The organism is Pseudomonas azotoformans (genome assembly GCF_900103345.1).
In the GTDB taxonomy this organism is placed as follows: Bacteria; Pseudomonadota; Gammaproteobacteria; order Pseudomonadales; family Pseudomonadaceae; genus Aquipseudomonas; species Aquipseudomonas azotoformans.
Window position 1 is genome coordinate 1,031,792 of record NZ_LT629702.1, and the last position, 17,928, is coordinate 1,049,719.

A 17,928-nucleotide genomic window follows, 5' to 3' on the forward strand; every position below is an offset into this window, starting at 1 on the left:
GCTCCTACAGAGAGCAACGTCTTTTCCAGGCGCAGGGCGGGGGTGTGGTCTTCGTAATAATCGTCGATCAGGGCAAAGCGCCGGTAACCGTTGCGCTCATAGAGGCTCAGAGCACCGGGGTTGTCGGCGCGTACTTCCAGGCGTAGGCGGGTGTAACCCCGTGCCACGACGGTAGCTTCCACGCGGTTCAGCAACTGCTTGCCCAAGCCAATGCCCCGTGCATGCTCGGCGATGGCGATGGAGTACAGGCGCGCCAATGAGGTGCCCCGACGGAACAGCACCAGCGCATAGCCGAGCAACTGCCCGTCATTTTCCGCCACCAGCAACTGGCCGTGGGCGCGGCTGACCATCCACTCGAAACTGCGTAATGACAGCCGGTCGGTGGTGAAACACTGCTGTTCCAGTGCCAGTAATCGAGGCACATCGCAGAGGGTTGCAACGCGAAAGCAAAGAGCCATATAACCGCCGTAAAAGTTGCGTAATGAAACGGGACTTCTCTAAAAGATCGTGCTTAATAGAAAAGGTCGAGTTCTCTAAAGCGGATCAATTATTATGTCGGCGGTACAAGGTCATTGGCGTGAAGTATCGGAGCAAACAGTCGCGACGACAATAACTGACAAAGGTTATTTTTCTGCCGCACTCAAAGGAACCCGTCAAGTCGTGATTATTGTCGAGCGCAAGGAAGATTGGGCCTCCTACTTCCCCAGCGAAGACATCGTCACCGCCCAGGAATACCTGGAACAGACCCGGGAAACCGAGACCGGCAAGCGTGTGCAGGTGATCAACCTGTGCCGCAGCTACAAGTACCTGGGGCACGGTTACTACTGCTCGCTGCTGGCCGAAGCCCGTGGGCACAAGGTGATTCCGTCGGTGCGCACCATCAGCGAACTGACCAAGAAGTCGCTGTACGGCCTGGCCCTGGATGACCTGGATAAAACCCTCGATAAAGCCTTGAGTCATCATCTTTACAGCAATACCGAAGGCTTTACCCTGACACTTTACTTTGGTCGGACCAATATAGAACCGTTGCAGGACCTGGCCCGTCAGTTATTTGAAGCGTTCCCGTGTCCGATCCTGCTAGTTGATTTCAAGAAGAATAACGGCTGGCACATAGAAGGGGTCAAGTCTGGGGTGTTGCACAAGTTGCGCGATGATCAGGAAGATCAATTCGCGCACGCCCTGGATAACTTCAGCCGCAAGATCTGGCGCCAGCCGCGCTCACGTCGCCTGGCCCGTTATGACCTGGCCATCCTGCACGATCCCCAGGAGCAATTGCCGCCGTCGAATGCCAAGGCGTTGGACAATTTCATCCGCGTGGGCAGGGGCCTGGGCATCGATGTGGAGTTGATCGAGCGCAAGGACTATTCGCGCCTGGCCGAGTACGACGCCTTGCTGATCCGCGAGACCACCAGCGTCGACAACCACACCTACCGCTTCGCCAAGAAAGCCGAAAGCGAAGGCCTGGTGGTGATGGACGACCCGGCGTCGATCCTGCGCTGTACCAACAAGGTCTACCTCACCGACTTGCTCAACAGCCACCAACTGGGCATGCCCGCCACCGAAATTCTGTACAAGGAGCGACCGGAAGACTTCGAGCGGGTCGGCGAGCGCCTGGGCTTCCCGCTGGTGCTGAAGATCCCTGACGGCTGCTTTTCCCGTGGCGTGATCAAGGTCGAAAGCCAGGAAGCCTTGCTCAAGGCCACCGCCGAGTTGTTCGAGCATTCAGTGCTGTTGCTGGCCCAGGAATTCTTCTACACCGAATACGATTGGCGCATCGGCGTGCTCAACCGCAAGCCGATCTTCGCCTGCCAGTACTTTATGTCCAAGGGCCATTGGCAGATCTACAACCACAAGGCCATCGGCCAGGCCATCAACGGCGAATGCCGCACCCTGGCGGTGCATGAAGCGCCCAGGGCTGTGGTCGAGTTGGCAGTGAAGACCGCCAACCTGATCGGCGATGGCCTCTACGGCGTCGACCTCAAGCAGTCCGGTGACAAGGTGGTGGTCATCGAGGTCAACGACAACCCGAACCTGGATGCGGGCATCGAGGACGCCTACTTGCAGGACGACCTGTATGGCCTGGTGCTGGAGGAGTTCGTGCGGCGCCTGGAGTTGAAGCGTCAGGGCCAGGTCTGGTGACCCGGCGATGATCCAGCGTTTCGAGCTGATCGATGGCAAGCTGCAGGGCGGGGAGAGTGACGCAGCCCCGATCATGCTGTTCAACAACCCTGACCTGGCCGAACGTGAGTGGCTGCGCGACCATCACAAACTGGATGAACACGCCCTGGCCTCGGCCCTGGACCCGGATGAAGTCTCGCGCATCGAGTTTCACCCTGACAATCTGTTCCTGATCTGGAAACGCCCGGAGAACTACTCTGGCGGCGGCAACCTGGTGTTCGAAGTGTCGTCCTGCGGCCTGCTGTTTTCCCCCAGCCGCCTGCTGGTGATCGCCACCGACGAAACCCCGCTGACCGGCCTGGGCAAGCGCCGTCCGCTGCACACGCCGCTGGATGTGCTGCTCGACCTGCTACTGAACAACATCCACCATTACCTCGGTCACCTCAAGGTGATCAAGCTGGTCGCCCGCGAGCTGCAGCAGCAGTTCAATGCGTCCATGAGCAACCACCACCTGATGCAGATGTTCAGCCTCAGCGAAAGCCTGATCTATTACATCAACGCGCTGCACAGCAACGGCGCGGTGCTGTCGCGGCTGCGCAACCACGCAGAGAAGGAGCATTTCAGCGCTGAGATCATTGGCTTGATCGATGACCTGATCATCGAGAACCACCAGTGCTACAAACAGGCGGAGATCTATTCCAATGTGTTTTCCGGGCTGATCGACGCGCGCGGCAACCTGATGAACAACAGCATGAACAACCTGTTGCGCAAGCTCACGCTGATCAACGTGGTATTCCTGCCGCTCAACCTGATTGCGAGCATCGGTGGCATGTCGGAGTTCAGCATGATGACGGCGGGGACGCCGTGGTGGGTGTCGTATCCGCTGTTCCTGCTGGCGATGGGGCTAGGCGGAGGATTGATGGTCCTGGGCCTCACGCGCATCAAACTGTAGGAGCGAGCTTGCTCGCGAAAAACGTCAACGATGACGCAAGTCTCCTGGTTTAACGCGGCGTCTGGGCGATCTTCGCGAGCAAGCTCGCTCCTACAAGGGTTGGGGTTGCAGGGTCAGGACTTCAAAGCCGTCCGCCGTCACCGCCACGGTGTGTTCCCACTGCGCCGACAGGCTGTTGTCCTTGGTGACGACTGTCCAGCCGTCTTTGAGGCTGCGCACTTTCGAGCTGCCCTGGTTAAGCATTGGCTCGACGGTGAACACCATGCCTTCGCGCAATACCAGCCCGGTACTGGGGCGGCCGAAGTGCAGGACCTGCGGTTCTTCGTGCATTTCGCGCCCGATCCCGTGGCCGCAATATTCACGCACCACGCTGTAGCCGTTGGCCTGCGCGTGACTCTGGATCGCATGGCCGATATCCCCCAGGCGCGCGCCGGGCTTGACCTGACGGATACCGGCCCACATGGCTTCGAAGGTCTGTTCCACCAGGCGCCGGGCCTTGGGCGCGACGCTGCCGATCATGTACATCTTGCTGGAGTCGGCGATAAAGCCGCCTTTTTCCAGGGTGATGTCGATGTTGATGATATCGCCGTCCTTGAGGATTTCCTTGGCACTGGGCATGCCATGGCACACCACCTCGTTGATCGAGGTGTTGATGCAGAAGGGGTAGTCGTATTGGCCCAGGCTCGCCGGGCGGGCCTTGAGGTCATTGCGGATGAAGGCTTCGACGGCGGCGTCCAGCTCCAGGGTGGAGCGGCCGGCGGCGACGAACCCATCGAGCATGCTGAAGACCTGGGCCAGCAGGCGCCCGGACTCACGCATCACGGCCAGTTGTGCGGCAGTCTTGATCATCAACTGCGCCCCCGGATCAGATCGGGCTTGTCCAGCAACAGTTTGTTGATCAACTCGTTGTAGGGCAGGTGGGGGTTGAGCTCGGCGAGCAGGCCGATCTTGATCCAGAATTCGGCCTGGGCGTTGATGGAGCGGTCCATCGCGGCGCTGGCCAGGCGCAGTTGTTCGTGCAGTTGGTCGGTGATCTTGACGATGCCCATGGTGTTCACTGTGCTGGGTTGATATACAAAGCGTATATGTTTCGTATATCTGGCGTAAACCCCCGGCCGCTAAATGGCGCAAGGCCATTGACTTGGGCGCGGGCCGCCGGTTAGTTTCGTGACATGACTTTTCAAACCTTTCGCAGCCAGCCAAGCATTATTACCGCCATTCCTCATTTGGCGGGATAGCGCACGGCTGCACCCAAACCCGCCCTTGAGGCGGGTTTTGTTTTTCCGTCTCCCGGGCCCTTTACAAAAAGCCAGGAGACAGCCATGAGTACCCGCCCCGAGACCGCCGACACGGGCTTGCTTGAACAGTATGTGAAGAAGATCCTCGCCGCCCCGGTCTACGACCTGGCGGTGCGTACGCCGTTGCAGGTCGCGCCCGCGCTATCGGCCTTGCTGGGCAACCAGGTGCTGCTCAAGCGTGAAGACCTGCAACCGACCTTTTCCTTCAAGATCCGCGGCGCCTATAACAAGTTGATGCAGTTGAGTGATGCACAAAAGGCCCGGGGCGTGGTTACGGCGTCGGCGGGCAATCACGCGCAAGGTGTAGCGCTGGCGGCGCGGGAGCTGGGGATCAAGGCGCGCATCGTGATGCCCGCCAGCACCCCGGAACTCAAGGTACTCGGCGTGCGTTCTCGCGGTGCTGAAGCGGTGTTGCATGGGCAGAGTTTCCCCTTTGCCCTGGCCCATGCATTGCAACTGGCCGAGTCATCCGGCGCCACCTTCGTGTCGCCCTTCGATGACCCGGATGTGATTGCCGGCCAGGGCACCGTGGCCATGGAGATCCTGCGTCAACAACAGGGCGCGTTGGACGCGATCTTCGTGCCCGTGGGTGGCGGTGGCCTGATCGCCGGGATCGCCGCCTACGTCAAATACCTGCGCCCCGAGGTGCGCATCATCGGCGTCGAACCCGAAGGCTCCAGCTGCCTGTTGGCGGCGCTGCAAGCGGGGGAGCGGGTGGTGCTGCCCAGTGTCGACGGGTTTGCCGACGGTACGGCAGTGGCGCAGATCGGCGCCTACGGGTTTGAAATCTGCCGCCATTGGGTGGATGAAGTCATCACCGTCAGCAACGACGAATTGTGCAGCGCCATCAAGTTGATCTATGACGATACCCGCTCTATCACCGAGCCTTCCGGCGCATTGGCGGTGGCGGGTGTGCGCAAGTACGTCGCCATGAGAGGCGTACAGGGGCAGACCCTGGTGGCGGTCAATTCGGGGGCGAATATCAACTTCGATAGTTTGCGACATGTTGCTGAAAGAGTTGCCGCGCAAAGCGCACGTTCAGGGTTAAACGTTTAATCGCAGCCAATCGACGACGATTTAAACAACGCTGCTTTACTTATATAACCCGGCCCATCGCTTATGAGGAAAGGTTACAACGATGGCCGATTTTGCCGAGTAGGCTTGGGTGTTACAAGCGTCTTCCAGGGTCGGCAAGACGCAGCGGGCGAGCGCCCGTGGGTTTAATAACAATCTGTTGGCAGTCTCAGAAAAGGAGAGGTTGACCATGCTTTCGGAATTAGAACTTCGCAGCATTATTGAAGGAAGTTTCCTGCCCAAACGGTGCGAATGCACCAAAGCCGAAGATGCTTCGCTGACGATCAAGGTCTACGACGACCATGACCGTGACCGGGTGGATTTGGAAGTCAAAGGCATCAATGCCGATAAACTCGACAGCAGTCGGGCCATTTGTAACCTGATCACCGGCTTGCGTGAAGACCTCAAGCACAGCCATGCACCCACCCTGCAAAGAGCAGGAGGGCGCGCCTATTAGGTAGGAGCGAGCTTGCTCGCGAAAATCGCCGATGATAACGCAGCGCTTCTGGTAGCCCTCGGTGTCTATGGGGTCTTCGCGAGCAAGCTCGCTCCTACAGTGGTTGGCTTCAATTCTGGAAGTCGCAGGCGTCGGACATCTTCCGATAGCTCACGTCTTCGACTTTGCCGGCCTTGTCCAAGAACTTGATATCCGCCTTGATCACTTTGCATTCATCGGTCGGGGTTTCGTTCATGGCCAGGACTTTGTCGATGTTCATCGGCAGGCCGTAGTGGTAGGGCACGGGTTTGACAGTGGCGACTTGATCGTCGGCCTGGGCCAGGCCTGACACGGCTGCCAGCGCCAGGCTGGCGCCGAGCATTAAGGTGCGCAGTTTCATGGTGGTGCTCCGCAAGTGGGTACCACTTCACTGTCGACTTGCGGGATTAACCATCGATTAATGTTTAGTTGGCTGACAAAAGCTTCATTTAAGCTGCTGACGGTAAGGCAGGTCCGGGCCGGTCTTGGTGCAGGTCAATGCGGCGGCGCGGATGGCAAAGCCGAGCATGGCGTCGATCTGTGCACGGGTCAGCTGTTGCAGGCCGTCGACCGAATCCAGCTGCTGCTCGGTCAGCCAGGCGATCAGCGCAGCCTGGAAGGTATCACCGGCACCCACCGTGTCCGCCATCACCACCTTGACCGCCGGCGCAGACCAATTGCCGTGCTGGCGGCTGAAGACACTGGCGCCGTCACCGCCACGGGTGAGGAACACCAATTGGCAACGGTGTTGCAGCCAGCCCTGCAGCACGCTTTCCGGCGATTGATCGGGGTAGAGCAGGTGCAGGTCTTCGTCGCTGACCTTGATGAGGTCGGCATGCTTGACCAGTTCGGCCACGCGGTCGCGCCACAGTTGGATATCCGGCTGCGGATTGAGGCGCACATTGGGGTCGAGGCTGATCAGGCGCTTGCCGCTTTCGCGCTTGACCAGGTTCAGCAGCGTGTCGCCGATCGGTTGCACTACCAGCGAGAACGAGCCGATGTGCAGGCCGCGAATATCATCGCCCAGGGCAGGCAGATGGGCGATTTCCAGCAGCCGGTCGGCGCAACCTCCGCCACGGAAGTTGTACTGCGGTGAACCATCGGCGCCCACGGCGACCATCGACAGGGTGGTCGGCGCGGCGAACTCCACCAGGAACCGTTCACTGACGCCTTCATCCTTGAGCACCTGCAACAGGCGACGACCGAGGAAGTCGCTCGACAACCCGCCGAACAACCCGGCTTCGACACCGAGGCGGCGCAGGCCTACCGCCACGTTGAACGGCGAACCGCCGGCAATCGCCTTGTAGTTGACCTTGGAAGCCTGCCCGCTGGCATCTTCCTCGCTGAAGAAATCAAACAGCGCTTCACCACACACCAGATACATAGTCGTTCGCTCTTAAAGGGTTGCCACGAGTTGTTGATAGCGCTCGTAAGCCTGCTGGTAGGCGCCCACGCTGGCCGCCACTGGCAGGGTACGGCTGGCCGGGTCGACGCTCACGCATTTGTCACACAGGCTGGCCAGCGCTTCACCGGACTGGCACCACGCCGCCTGGATCGCCGCGCCCAGGGCGGCGGCTTCGCTTTGTTCGGTGCAGACCACTTCGGTGTTCATGATGTCGGCGACCATCTGGCGCCACACCGGGCTTTTCGAGCCGCCGCCGATCAAGCGGATGCTCTGGCTTCGCAGGCCGGTCTGGCGCAGCAGGTCGAGGCCGTAGCGCAGGCCGAAGGTAGTGCCCTCGACCACGGCGCGGCACAGGTTGGCGCGGGTCAGGTTGGTCATGGTCAGGCCGTGCAGGCTGCCGGTGGCGTGGGGCAGGGCGGGTACGCGTTCGCCGTTGAGGAACGGCAGCATGCTTACGCCGTCGGCGCCAATCGGTGCTTGCTCGACCAGGGCGTTGAACGCGGCCAGGTCGAGGTCGAATAGCTCGCGGATGACCCCGGTGGCATTGGTCAGGTTCATGGTGCAGATCAATGGCAACCAGCCGCCGCTGGATGAGCAGAAGGTAGCGACCGAAGCCTGCGGGCTGACGTTGGGTTGGTCGGCAAACGCATACACCGTGCCCGAGGACCCCAGGCTCATGGTGATCACGCCGGGCGCGATATTACCGGTGCCGATAGCGCCCATCATGTTGTCGCCGCCGCCGCTGGAAACGATGGCATTGGGGTTGATGCCCAAGCGTTCGGCGATGGCCGGCAGGATCGTACCGACGCGTTGATTCGCCTCGATCAACGCCGGCAGCGCCGCTTCAAGACGGCCGCTGGGATCGATGTGCTTGAGCAGGTCCACATCCCATTCACGGCTGCGCACATTGAAGTAGCCGGTGCCCGACGCATCGCCGTATTCTGCGACGGCACGGCCGGTGAGCCAGTAGTTGAGGTAGTCGTGGGGCAGCAGGATATGCGCAATGCGTGCAAACAGCTCCGGGGGCTGTTCGCGGGTCCACAGCAGTTTCGACACGGTGTAGCCCGGCGCAATCGCCACGCCGAGGCGTTCCAGCGAGCCGTTCTCGCCGCCCAGGTAGGCCAGCAGGCGCTCGTTTTCAGGCGTGGTTTCGGTGTCACACCACAGCTTGGCCGGGCGCAATACCTCACCGTGTTCATCCAGCAATACCAGGCCGTGTTGCTGGCCGGACACGCCGATACCGAGGATGTCCTGGCCGTCCACACCGGCCTGTTGCAGGGCGCGGTGGGTGGCTTCGGTAAAGGCGTCGAGCCATTCCTGGGTGTGCTGTTCGCGGCGGCCGTTGGCGCCGCTGATCAGGGTGTGCGCCGCAGCGCCGAGGCCGAGTACCTTGCCGCTGGTGGCGTCGAGGACGATGGCCTTGGTGCCTTGGGTGCCGCAGTCGATGCCGAGAAACAGGTTTTGCTGGGTCATAAGGGTGTGCTCAGCAGTTTATTGTTCGAGTTGGCCATGCATTCCAATGTGGGAGGGGGCTTGCCCCCGATAGCGCTGGGTCAGCTAAAGATGCATCAACTGATACTCCCTCATCGGGGGCAAGCCCCCTCCCACATGTTTAGGTCGGTTTCTTCAGGAGATGCTTCAGGGTTTCGGTCACGCCGTTATCGCGCAAGCTCACATAACACCGCTCGAACGCTGCCACAAACTCGGCCGACTTGGGAATAGCCGTGCCAAAAATCTCTTCCACACCCAGCAGGCGCTTGCTGATCAGTGCATCATCACTCACCAGCCCTTGGCAGAACTCGGCACGCGGATCGGGGATCTTGTAGCTCACGCCGTTTTCATCCACGCCTTTGAGGTAAAGCGCCCAGGCGGCAACGACAAGGGCTGCACGCTCCGTCTCGCGCCCGTCGGCGATCAACCGGTTGATGGTCGGCACGGTGAACTTGGGAAATTTCGACGAGCCATCCGAGCACACCCGCTCCAGCTGGTCGGCAATCGCCTGGTTGGAAAAACGGTCCACCAGCGTTTGCTTGTACTCGGTCAAATCGATGCCCGGCACCGGCGCCAGGTTCGGTGTGACGTCCAGGTCCATGTAGGCGCGCATGTAGGCCACGAACACCGGGTCATTCATGGTCTCGTGCACAAACCGATAACCCTTGAGAAAGCCCAGGTAGGTCAGCGCCAGGTGGCTGCCGTTGAGCAGGCCGATCTTCATTTCTTCATAGGGCGTGACGTCATCGGTGAACTGCACGCCGACCTTTTCCCAGGCCGGGCGACCGTTGACGAATTTGTCTTCCAGCACCCACTGCACAAAGGGTTCGCACACTACCGGCCAGGCATCGTCGATGCCGTGTTCATCGTGCAGTTGCAGGCGGTGGGCGGTGCTGGTCATCGGCGTGATACGGTCGACCATGGCGTTGGGAAAGCTCACATTGGCCTTGATCCAGTCGTGCAACTCGGCGTTGTGCAGGGCCGCGAACGCCAGCAGCGCCTTGCGCGTCACGGCGCCGTTGTGCGGCAGGTTATCGCAGGACATCACGGTAAACGCCGGGGTGCCGGCGGCGCGGCGCTGGGTCAATGCGGCGCAGATAAAGCCGAACACGGTTTTCGGTGCGCCCGGGTGCGCCAGGTCGTGCTGGATCTGCGGCAAGTGGGCCATGAACTCGCCGTTGCTGTCGTCGATGCAGTAGCCGCCCTCGGTGATGGTCAGCGAGACGATGCGAATCGCCGGGTCGGCCAGTTTGTCAATCAGCGCCTGGGCGCCGTCTTCGGCCAGCAGCATGTCGCTGATTGAGCCGATCACCCGCACTTCGGTGTCGTCGGTATCGCCCAGCTCGTACAGGGTGAACAGGTAGTCCTGGCCAGCCAGGTCGTCGCGGGCCTTGCGGTCCTCGGCACGCAGGCCGACGCCGCAGATGCTCCAGTCCAGGCCTTCGCCGGTATTCATCAGCGCATCGGTGTAATACGCCTGGTGCGCACGGTGGAAACCGCCGACGCCGATATGGGCGATGCCCTGGGTGGTGCTGGCAATCGCATAGGTGGGCAGCTTCACTTGCGATGCCAGCTGGGTGAGGTTGTGTTTATTCAGTTTCATCAGCTCAATCTCGCGAAATCAGGCGGCAGCGCGCAGTGGACGGGCCACGGCCACGCCATCGGTGTCGAACAGATGGCAATGCGCCGGGTCCAGGTGCAGGTGCAGCGTCTCGCCGTACTGGCTGGCCATGTCGCCACGGATCCGCATGGTCAGCGGCTCGCCATTGGCGGTGATGACGTGGCAGAACGTGTCGCTGCCCAGGCGCTCGCCGACGTCGGCGGTGACGGTCAGGGTGGTTTGGCCCGGCGCGGCGATTTCCAGGTGCTCCGGGCGAATGCCCAGGGTCACCGCGCTGCCGACGCTCAGGGTGGCGCTGCTCAACGGCAGGCTGATGCTGGTGCCGGCATCCAGTTGCACTTCGCAGCCCTGGCCTTCGACGCGGGTGACCTTGCCTTTGAGGAAGCCCATCTTCGGCGTGCCGAGGAAGCCCGCCACAAACAGGTTGGCCGGCTGGTGGTACAGCTCCAGCGGCGAGCCGACCTGCTCGATACGGCCACTGTTCAGCACTACGACTTTGTCGGCCAGGGTCATGGCTTCGACCTGGTCATGGGTCACGTAGATCATGGTCGCCTGCAGCTCTTTATGCAGGCGCGCCAGCTCCAGGCGCATCTGCACGCGCAGGGCGGCGTCAAGGTTGGACAGTGGTTCGTCGAACAGGAAGATCTTCGGGTTACGCACAATCGCCCGGCCGATGGCCACACGCTGGCGTTGGCCGCCGGACAGTTGCTTGGGCTTGCGCTCCAGCAACGGGCCCAGTTCCAGGATGCGTGCCGCTTCGCTGACTTTGCTTTCCACCAGCTTCTTGTCGACACCGGCCAGGTCCAGGGCAAACGACATGTTCTTGCGCACGCTCATGTGCGGGTACAGCGCATAGGTCTGGAACACCATGGCCAGGTCGCGCTTGGCCGGGGTCACTTCGGTGATGTCGCGCCCGTCCAGTTCGATGGTGCCTTCGCTGACTTCTTCCAGGCCGGCGATCAGGCGCAGCAGGGTGGACTTACCACAGCCCGACGGGCCGACGAACACCACGAATTCCTTGTCGTTCACTTCCAGGTCGATGCCTTTGATGATCGAGAAGCCTTCGAAACCTTTTTGCAGATTCTTGATTTTCAGGTTGGCCATGATGGGCCTCCGCTAGGAATTATTATTTAACGGCGCCGAAGGACAGACCGCGCACCAGCTGTTTCTGGCTGATCCAGCCAAAGATCAGGATCGGCGCGCAGGCCAGGGTCGACACGGCGGACAACTTGGCCCAGAACAGCCCTTCGGGGCTGGAGTAGGAGGCGATCAGCGCGGTCAACGGCGCGGCGGCGGACGAGGTCAGGTTCAGCGACCAGAACGCTTCGTTCCAGCACAGGATCAGCGACAGCAACACGGTTGACGCCAGGCCACCCTTGGCAATCGGCAGCAGCACGCGGACCATTTCCTGCCACAGGGTCGCGCCATCCAGGCGCGCGGCTTCGAGGATGTCCTTGGGGATGTCCTTGAAGTAGGTGTAAACCATCCAGACCACGATCGGCAGGTTGATCAGGGTGTAGATGATGATCAGGGCGATGCGTGTATCCAGCAGGCCAAAACTCTTGGCCAGCAGGTAGATCGGCATCAGCACGCCCACCGGCGGCAGCATCTTGGTCGACAGCATCCACAGCAGCGTGCCCTTGGTGCGCTGGGTTTCGTAGAACGCCATGGAGTAGGCGGCCGGCACCGAGATCAGCAGGCACAAGGCGGTGGCGCTGAAGGAAATCAGCACTGAGTTCCACGCGTAACTGAAGTAGTTGCTGCGCTCGTTGATGTGCAGGTAGTTCTCCAGCGTCGGCGTGAAGATGAACTGTGGCGGTGTGGCGAACGCGTCGATTTCGGTCTTGAAGCTGGTCAGCACCATCCAGAAGATCGGGAAGAAGATCAGGATCGCGATGGCCCAGGCCAGGGTGCCGAGCAACAGGCTTTGCAGGCGGCGGGATTGTTGAAGCGTCATGGCGCGGCCCTCAAGGCTTGTCAGTCAGGTTTTTGCCGATCATCCGCACCAGGATGATCGCCGCGATATTGGCGATGACCACGGCAATCAAGCCGCCGGCCGAGGCCATGCCCACGTCGAACTGCACCAGCGCCTGGTTGTAGATCAGGTACGCGAGGTTGGTCGAGGCGTAACCGGGGCCGCCGTTGGTGGTGGTGAAGATTTCGGCAAACACCGAGAGCAGGAAGATCGTCTCGATCATCACCACCACGGCAATCGGCCGGGCCAGGTGAGGCAGGGTCAGGTGCCAGAAGATCGCGATGGCGCCGGCACCGTCCAGGCGCGCGGCTTCCTTCTGTTCCTGGTCGAGGGACTGCATGGCGGTCATCAGCAACAGGATCGCAAAGGGCAGCCATTGCCACGACACAATGATGATGATCGACAGCAACGGGTAGTGCGCCAGCCAGTCCACCGGCTCGGCACCGAACAGCTTCCACACGGCGGCGAGAATCCCCGACACCGGGTGGAAAATCAGGTTCTTCCAGATCAGCGCACCGACGGTGGGCATGATGAAGAACGGCGAGATCAACAACACCCGCACCAGCCCGCGACCGAAGAACTCACTGGCTTCGAGCAAGGCACTGATCAACACACCGAACACCACGCTGATCAACAGCACGCTGCCCACCAGCAACAGGGTGTTGGTGGCACCCGGCAGGAAGCCCGAGTCGGTCACGAAATACGTGAAGTTCTCCAGCCCGACAAACTGGTTTTCACCGGGGTAGAGCAGGTTGTAGCGGATCAGCGAAAAGTACAGGGTCATGCCCAGCGGCACGATCATCCACAGCAGCAGCAAGGCCACCGAGGGGCTGACGAGGAACCAGCCGGGGTTGGCCAGGCGGTTTTTGCGCGGCTTGTCCGGCACGGCGGTTTGCACTTGGGCAGTGTTGGTATTCATAGGATCAGAACCAGTCAGGTACATGCAGAGCTAGAATCGAAGCGCGGTCAGTGTGGGAGCGGGCTTGCTCGCGAATGCGGTGCGTCAGTCACGGATACATCAACTGGAAGACTGCATTCGCGAGCAAGCCCGCTCCCACATTTACAGTGGTGTACCCACTTTATTTGGGATAACCGGCCCGCTTCATTTCACGCTCGGTGGTGGTCTGTGCGGCGGTCAAGGCTTGATCCACCGTCTGTTGACCGGTCAGCGCGCCCGAGAAGAACTTGCCGACCTGGGTGCCGATCGCCTGGAATTCAGGAATGGTCACCAATTGGATACCGATATACGGCACCGGCTTGAGCGTCGGTTTGGTCGGGTCCGCAACTTTCAGCGATTCCAGCGTCACCTTGGCAAACGGTGCGGCTTTCATGTATTCGTCGCTATAGGTCGACTTGCGCGTGCCTGGTGGTACGTTGGCCACGCCATCGGTCTTGGCAACCAAAGCGCCATATTCCTTGGAGGTGGCCCAGCTGGTGAACACCTTGGCGGCGTCCTTGGCCTTGGAACTGGTTGGAATGGCCAGGCTCCAGGAGTACAACCACGACGTGCCTTTGTCGGTCTTCTCGTGGGGGGCAAAGGTGAAGCCGACATGGTCAGCCACTTTGCTCTGGGTCTTGTCGGTGACGAACGAGCCGGCCACGCTGGCATCCACCCAGATCGCGCACTTGCCGCTGTTGAACAGCGCCAGGTTTTCGTTGAAACCGTTACTGGAAGCGCCCGGCGGGCCGGATTTCTTCATGTTGTCGACGTAGAAGTTCAGCGCATCCTTCCATTCAGGGCCGTTGAATTCCGGCTGCCATTTCTCATCGAACCAGCGCGCGCCGTAGCCGTTGGCCAGGGTGGTGATCAGCGCCATGTTCTCGCCCCAACCGGCTTTGCCACGCAGGCACAGGCCGTATTGCTCTTTGCTCTTGTCGGTGAGTTTGCTGGCGAATTCGCCGATCTGGGTCCAGGTCGGGTGCTCGGGCATGGTCAGCCCGGCGTCCTTGAACAGATCGGTACGGTAATAAGTGATAGAGCTTTCAGCGTAGAACGGCAGGGCATACAGCGAGCCTTTCACGGACAAACCGTCACGCACTGAAGGGAATACATCGTCGAGGTCGTAGGACGCCGGCAGATCCTTCATCGGCTCCAGCCAACCCTTGGCGCCCCACAGTGCAGCTTCGTACATGCCGATGGTCAACACGTCGAACTGCCCACCCTGGGTGGCGATGTCGGTGGTCAGGCGCTGGCGCAGCACGTTTTCTTCGAGCACCACCCAGTTCAGCTTGATCTCCGGGTGCTCGGCCTCGAAGGTTTTCGAGAGCTTTTGCATGCGGATCATGTCGCTGTTGTTGACGGTGGCAATGGTCAGGGTCTGCGCGCCAAAGCTGACGGCGCTGAGGGTCATGCAGGTGGTCATGCAGGTAGAGACAAGCAGTGCTTTTGCTGTGAACTTCATCGCGCACTCCATTTCCGCGCCCAGGGGGCTACAGAAGGACAGTTATTGTTGTTGTGTCTTCCTACAAGGAGTCAGGAAGAGTGTGCGTTGATTACAGCCTTGAAATGGGGTTGTGACAAATCCTTGGGCGCACTGGCACTGATACTTTTTTGCACTCGGGCTCAAGCCGGCTGAAACTATTAAGCCAGGTTCTGTTCGGTGAGCCGCTGTACCGCCAGGCGCCGGTAGTGGGAAGGGGTCATGCCTTTTAGTTGCTGAAAACGCCGATTGAAGTTGGAAATATTGTTGAAGCCCGACTCGAAACACACATCCGTCACGGCTTTATCCCCATCGGCCAACAACTCGCAGGATTTGCTGATACGCAAGCGATTGACGAATTCGATGAACGTACGCCCGGTAGCCTGTTTGAACACGCGAGAGAAGTAAGTCGGCTTCATCCCCAGGTATTCCGCCACTTCTTCAAGCGGCAACTCGCGCGCGTAGTGGGCGAAGATGTAATCCACCGCACGGTTGGTGCGGTCGATGCTGTGTTCATCGGCCAGTTGCGGCGTGGTCACACCGGACAGCAGTTGGTAGTCCTCGCAGGCGCTCAACACTTCCAGCAGGATAAAGAAGTGCCCCAGGCGCGCCATGCCCTGGGCGTCCTCGATGCGCTGCATCAGGGTCATGGCCTGGGCGATGGTCTTTTTGCAGCGAAACTCGATGCCGTACTGCGCGCGTTCCAGCAGCGGCGCCAGGCTTTTGAGTTCGGCGAAGATGTGGCTGCCGTGCTCGAACAGTTCATCGGTGAAGTTCACCAGCATGTCGCGCTTGGGCACCACCTCGTCTTCTTCCACCTGGCTGATCCAGTTGTGGGGCAGGTTGGGGCCGGTGAGGAACAGGCTTTCCGGGTAGAAGTTGCCGATATAGTCGCCGATAAACACCTTGCCGGAGCTGGCGACGATCAGGTGCAGCTCGTATTCCTTGTGGAAGTGCCAGCGCACCAGCGGGCAAGGGAAACCGTGTTGGCGATAGATGATGGACAGGCCGTTGTGGTCGTCCATCAGTTCGTAGGAAGGGTCGGTGATGCGCGTTGCTCGGGTCATGCTGCCGTCGCTTTATTGTGGTTGCTGCGTAGGATAATGCCCCCTTGCGCACGACCTCGCCAGCGTCGATGTTTATACGTTGCGGTTTTTGGCCTCGATCCACTGCGACATGTACTGGGTACTTTTATGGGCGTGGTGGCGCAGCATGCTGCCAGTGAAGTTATCGCGGCGATGGGTGGTTAGGTGTTGACGGCATTGCTCCAGGCAGGCCACCAGCGCCGGGCCATGAATGTTCTGGTCATACCGCCGGGCCAGCAGTTGGCGACCGTCTTCCTGGGCCTGGGTCCAGCGTTCACGGTCTTGATACAACGCCACCGCCGCCGCCGCGAGGGCAGGCGCGCTTTGTTCTACTGCACCAGGCCATGGCTGTTCATCCCCCATGGCCTCGGCGCCGATTGGCGTGGTGACGTTTGGCGTGCCGCAGAGCATTGCATCCGCCAGCTTGCCCTTGATCCCGGCGCCGAACCGCAACGGTGCCAGGCAGATGCGCGCCGCCGTCATCACTTGCAAGGCGTCTTCGGCCCAGTTCATCACATGAAACCCTTGTGCCGGGTTATGCAAGGCCGTGGCTTTGGGCGGGGTGTAGGCGCCATAAATGTGCAGTTGCGCTCCCGGGAGTTGCTGGCGGATCAGCGGCCACAGGCTGTTTTTCATCCAGAGCACCGCATCCCAGTTGGGCGCGTGGCGGAAGTTGCCGATGCTGAGGAAATGGGCGCGTTCTTCAAATGGCGCGAAGGGCTCGGTCGGCCGCTCCAGCATAAGCGGGCACCAGTGGAGCAGGGCGGGCGGCACCTTGAAGTGCTCGGTAAGCAGACGGATTTCAACGTCGGAGATCATCAGGCTGATGTCGCAGCGGTAAATCGCCGCGATTTCCCGTTTGGCCAGGTCGGTCTCGGCCATCAGTCGAAACGCTTCGTGCAGCACCGGGGAGAACAGCGCACTGAAGTCCTCGGTGTCGGGGTGTGCCTTAAGGTGGTCCTTGAAGTGTTGGTGACGTGCGTCGCGCAGGCTTTGCAGGTCGGAGGTTTCCAGGACACGCAGGGCACCGGGGCAGCATTTTTCGACGCGCCAGCCGAACTGTTCCTCCATCATGAAACGGTCGAACAGCACGATATCCGGGGCCAACTCGCGAATAAAATCATCGAAACTGCTGTTATTGAGCTCGATGGCGCATTCGGCGATGCCCAATGCAGGCAAGTCGGCCTTGTGCTCGCCGATGGTCGCGGGACTGCTGAAGGTTATGTCCCAACCTTGGGTCAGAAAGCTCTGCAGAATCTGCATCATATGCCCGCCTGCGGCCGAGGAACGCGGCTCCGGCCAGACATAACCAATGACCAGGACTTTGGTGGCAGGCTGATTCATCAACAACAGGTTCCTTGAAGGGCAGGGCGATCGGCGCGCAATTAAACCATAACCGGCGGCATGACAATTTATGTCTGGCGGTAGGTAGCCATCGCACTTTGTGGTTAACTTCCGCCTCTCGAATTCGTTTCATCAAACCCAGCATAAGGATTCTGTTCATGGCTCAAGTCACCCTTCGTGGTAATCCTGTCCAGGTTGAAGGCGAACTGCCGAAAACCGGCTCCACCGCTCCTGAGTTCAGCCTGGTTGCTGTCGACCTGTCGCAGGCTTCCCTGGAAACCTTCGCCGGCAAGCGCAAGGTGCTGAACATCTTCCCAAGCGTTGACACCCCGACCTGCGCGACCTCGGTACGCAAGTTCAACGCCCAGGCCAACGACCTGACCAACACGGTCGTGCTGTGCATTTCCTCTGACCTGCCGTTTGCCCAGAAGCGTTTCTGCGGCACCGAAGGCCTGGACAATGTGCTGAGCCTGTCGGACTTCCGCAACGCCGACTTCGCTGTCGACTACGGTGTTTCCCTCGCCGACGGCCCACTGCAGGGCCTGACTGCCCGCGCCGTGGTGGTGCTGGACGAGAACAACAACGTGCTGCACAGCGAACTGGTTGCGGAAATCGGCCAGGAGCCGAACTACGAAGCAGCCCTGGCTGTTTTGAAGTAACTGTTTCGGTA

17 protein-coding genes and 1 pseudogene are annotated in these 17,928 nt (G+C 60.4%); 5 read left to right on the forward strand and 13 right to left on the reverse strand.

What is annotated here, in order from left to right; translation table 11 throughout:
• Window positions 1-11: 11 nt before the first annotated feature.
• Window positions 12-458: pseudogene (locus BLR69_RS04430) on the reverse strand (GNAT family N-acetyltransferase); the annotation flags it as partial.
• A gap of 94 nt (window positions 459-552) precedes the next feature.
• Here BLR69_RS04430 and BLR69_RS04435 point away from each other — a divergent pair.
• Together BLR69_RS04435 and BLR69_RS04440 are read left to right on the forward strand one after the other, a co-directional pair.
• Window positions 553-2,139: a RimK family protein gene (locus BLR69_RS04435; protein ID WP_071492601.1), complete on the forward strand. Its 1,587-nt coding sequence runs from the start codon at window positions 553-555 to the stop codon at window positions 2,137-2,139.
• A 7-nt stretch (window positions 2,140-2,146) separates the two neighbouring features.
• Window positions 2,147-3,070, forward strand: a complete 924-nt coding sequence (locus tag BLR69_RS04440; protein WP_071492600.1) for a magnesium transporter CorA family protein — start codon at window positions 2,147-2,149, stop codon at window positions 3,068-3,070.
• Between the two features lie 90 nt (window positions 3,071-3,160).
• Here the strand turns inward: BLR69_RS04440 and map are convergent, their stop codons facing one another.
• Both map and BLR69_RS04450 read right to left on the reverse strand, forming a co-directional pair.
• On the reverse strand, window positions 3,161-3,919 hold the full coding sequence (gene map, locus BLR69_RS04445; RefSeq protein WP_071492599.1) for a type I methionyl aminopeptidase: 759 nt from the start codon (window positions 3,917-3,919) through the stop codon (window positions 3,161-3,163).
• Window positions 3,919-4,119, reverse strand: a complete 201-nt coding sequence (locus tag BLR69_RS04450; protein ID WP_003190946.1) for a ParD-like family protein — start codon at window positions 4,117-4,119, stop codon at window positions 3,919-3,921. The genes map and BLR69_RS04450 overlap by 1 nt, the downstream gene beginning before the upstream one ends.
• 273 nt (window positions 4,120-4,392) lie before the next feature.
• Here BLR69_RS04450 and ilvA point away from each other — a divergent pair, with 273 nt between their 5' ends.
• Together ilvA and BLR69_RS04460 are read left to right on the forward strand one after the other, a co-directional pair.
• A complete protein-coding gene (gene ilvA / locus BLR69_RS04455) occupies window positions 4,393-5,424 on the forward strand; it encodes a threonine ammonia-lyase, biosynthetic (RefSeq protein WP_076955314.1) in 1,032 nt (343 codons plus the stop codon).
• A 208-nt stretch (window positions 5,425-5,632) separates the two neighbouring features.
• Window positions 5,633-5,899, forward strand: a complete 267-nt coding sequence (locus BLR69_RS04460) for a DUF1652 domain-containing protein (RefSeq protein ID WP_071492598.1) — start codon at window positions 5,633-5,635, stop codon at window positions 5,897-5,899.
• 109 nt (window positions 5,900-6,008) lie between these two features.
• On the opposite strand, the gene BLR69_RS04465 is transcribed toward BLR69_RS04460, so the two are convergent.
• The 10 genes from BLR69_RS04465 to BLR69_RS04510 form a co-directional block, all read right to left on the reverse strand.
• Window positions 6,009-6,278, reverse strand: coding sequence for a DUF2790 domain-containing protein (locus BLR69_RS04465; RefSeq protein ID WP_071492597.1), 270 nt, complete (start codon window positions 6,276-6,278; stop codon window positions 6,009-6,011).
• A gap of 84 nt (window positions 6,279-6,362) precedes the next feature.
• Window positions 6,363-7,301, reverse strand: a complete 939-nt coding sequence (locus tag BLR69_RS04470) for a carbohydrate kinase family protein (protein WP_071492596.1) — start codon at window positions 7,299-7,301, stop codon at window positions 6,363-6,365.
• A gap of 12 nt (window positions 7,302-7,313) precedes the next feature.
• Entirely contained in the window at window positions 7,314-8,795 is a 1,482-nt protein-coding gene (xylB, locus tag BLR69_RS04475) for a xylulokinase (protein WP_071492595.1), read from the reverse strand.
• A gap of 139 nt (window positions 8,796-8,934) precedes the next feature.
• Entirely contained in the window at window positions 8,935-10,416 is a 1,482-nt protein-coding gene (locus BLR69_RS04480) for a mannitol dehydrogenase family protein (protein WP_071492594.1), read from the reverse strand.
• An 18-nt stretch (window positions 10,417-10,434) separates the two neighbouring features.
• Entirely contained in the window at window positions 10,435-11,538 is a 1,104-nt protein-coding gene (locus tag BLR69_RS04485) for an ABC transporter ATP-binding protein (RefSeq protein ID WP_071492593.1), read from the reverse strand.
• Between the two features lie 22 nt (window positions 11,539-11,560).
• The gene (locus tag BLR69_RS04490; protein ID WP_003173672.1) at window positions 11,561-12,391 is read right to left on the reverse strand and encodes a carbohydrate ABC transporter permease; all 831 of its coding nucleotides are present in this window, start codon (window positions 12,389-12,391) and stop codon (window positions 11,561-11,563) included.
• Window positions 12,392-12,401: 10 nt separating this feature from the next.
• Window positions 12,402-13,328: a carbohydrate ABC transporter permease gene (locus BLR69_RS04495; RefSeq protein WP_071492592.1), complete on the reverse strand. Its 927-nt coding sequence runs from the start codon at window positions 13,326-13,328 to the stop codon at window positions 12,402-12,404.
• Between the two features lie 160 nt (window positions 13,329-13,488).
• Entirely contained in the window at window positions 13,489-14,772 is a 1,284-nt protein-coding gene (locus tag BLR69_RS04500; RefSeq protein ID WP_371858640.1) for an ABC transporter substrate-binding protein, read from the reverse strand.
• A 218-nt stretch (window positions 14,773-14,990) separates the two neighbouring features.
• Window positions 14,991-15,896 carry an AraC family transcriptional regulator gene (locus BLR69_RS04505; protein WP_071492591.1) on the reverse strand — a complete coding sequence of 302 codons (906 nt, stop codon included), beginning with the start codon at window positions 15,894-15,896 and terminating at the stop codon, window positions 14,991-14,993.
• Window positions 15,897-15,968: 72 nt separating this feature from the next.
• Window positions 15,969-17,258, reverse strand: coding sequence for a glycosyltransferase (locus BLR69_RS04510; protein WP_071492590.1), 1,290 nt, complete (start codon window positions 17,256-17,258; stop codon window positions 15,969-15,971).
• Between the two features lie 158 nt (window positions 17,259-17,416).
• Here BLR69_RS04510 and tpx point away from each other — a divergent pair, with 158 nt between their 5' ends.
• On the forward strand, window positions 17,417-17,917 hold the full coding sequence (tpx, locus tag BLR69_RS04515; protein WP_071492589.1) for a thiol peroxidase: 501 nt from the start codon (window positions 17,417-17,419) through the stop codon (window positions 17,915-17,917).
• The last annotated feature ends 11 nt before the right edge of the window (window positions 17,918-17,928 follow it).

Excerpts from the sequence above, each read along its gene's own strand:
- BLR69_RS04435 (WP_071492601.1), top strand. The coding sequence starts at position 553 with ATGTCGGCGGTACAAGGTCATTGGCGTGAAGTATCGGAGCAAACAGTC.
- BLR69_RS04440 (WP_071492600.1), top strand. The coding sequence starts at position 2,147 with ATGATCCAGCGTTTCGAGCTGATCGATGGCAAGCTGCAGGGCGGGGAG.
- map (WP_071492599.1), bottom strand. The coding sequence starts at position 3,919 with ATGATCAAGACTGCCGCACAACTGGCCGTGATGCGTGAGTCCGGGCGC.
- BLR69_RS04450 (WP_003190946.1), bottom strand. The coding sequence starts at position 4,119 with ATGGGCATCGTCAAGATCACCGACCAACTGCACGAACAACTGCGCCTG.
- ilvA (WP_076955314.1), top strand. The coding sequence starts at position 4,393 with ATGAGTACCCGCCCCGAGACCGCCGACACGGGCTTGCTTGAACAGTAT.
- BLR69_RS04460 (WP_071492598.1), top strand. The coding sequence starts at position 5,633 with ATGCTTTCGGAATTAGAACTTCGCAGCATTATTGAAGGAAGTTTCCTG.
- BLR69_RS04465 (WP_071492597.1), bottom strand. The coding sequence starts at position 6,278 with ATGAAACTGCGCACCTTAATGCTCGGCGCCAGCCTGGCGCTGGCAGCC.
- BLR69_RS04470 (WP_071492596.1), bottom strand. The coding sequence starts at position 7,301 with ATGTATCTGGTGTGTGGTGAAGCGCTGTTTGATTTCTTCAGCGAGGAA.
- xylB (WP_071492595.1), bottom strand. The coding sequence starts at position 8,795 with ATGACCCAGCAAAACCTGTTTCTCGGCATCGACTGCGGCACCCAAGGC.
- BLR69_RS04480 (WP_071492594.1), bottom strand. The coding sequence starts at position 10,416 with ATGAAACTGAATAAACACAACCTCACCCAGCTGGCATCGCAAGTGAAG.
- BLR69_RS04485 (WP_071492593.1), bottom strand. The coding sequence starts at position 11,538 with ATGGCCAACCTGAAAATCAAGAATCTGCAAAAAGGTTTCGAAGGCTTC.
- BLR69_RS04490 (WP_003173672.1), bottom strand. The coding sequence starts at position 12,391 with ATGACGCTTCAACAATCCCGCCGCCTGCAAAGCCTGTTGCTCGGCACC.
- BLR69_RS04495 (WP_071492592.1), bottom strand. The coding sequence starts at position 13,328 with ATGAATACCAACACTGCCCAAGTGCAAACCGCCGTGCCGGACAAGCCG.
- BLR69_RS04500 (WP_371858640.1), bottom strand. The coding sequence starts at position 14,772 with ATGACCACCTGCATGACCCTCAGCGCCGTCAGCTTTGGCGCGCAGACC.
- BLR69_RS04505 (WP_071492591.1), bottom strand. The coding sequence starts at position 15,896 with ATGACCCGAGCAACGCGCATCACCGACCCTTCCTACGAACTGATGGAC.
- BLR69_RS04510 (WP_071492590.1), bottom strand. The coding sequence starts at position 17,258 with ATGAATCAGCCTGCCACCAAAGTCCTGGTCATTGGTTATGTCTGGCCG.
- tpx (WP_071492589.1), top strand. The coding sequence starts at position 17,417 with ATGGCTCAAGTCACCCTTCGTGGTAATCCTGTCCAGGTTGAAGGCGAA.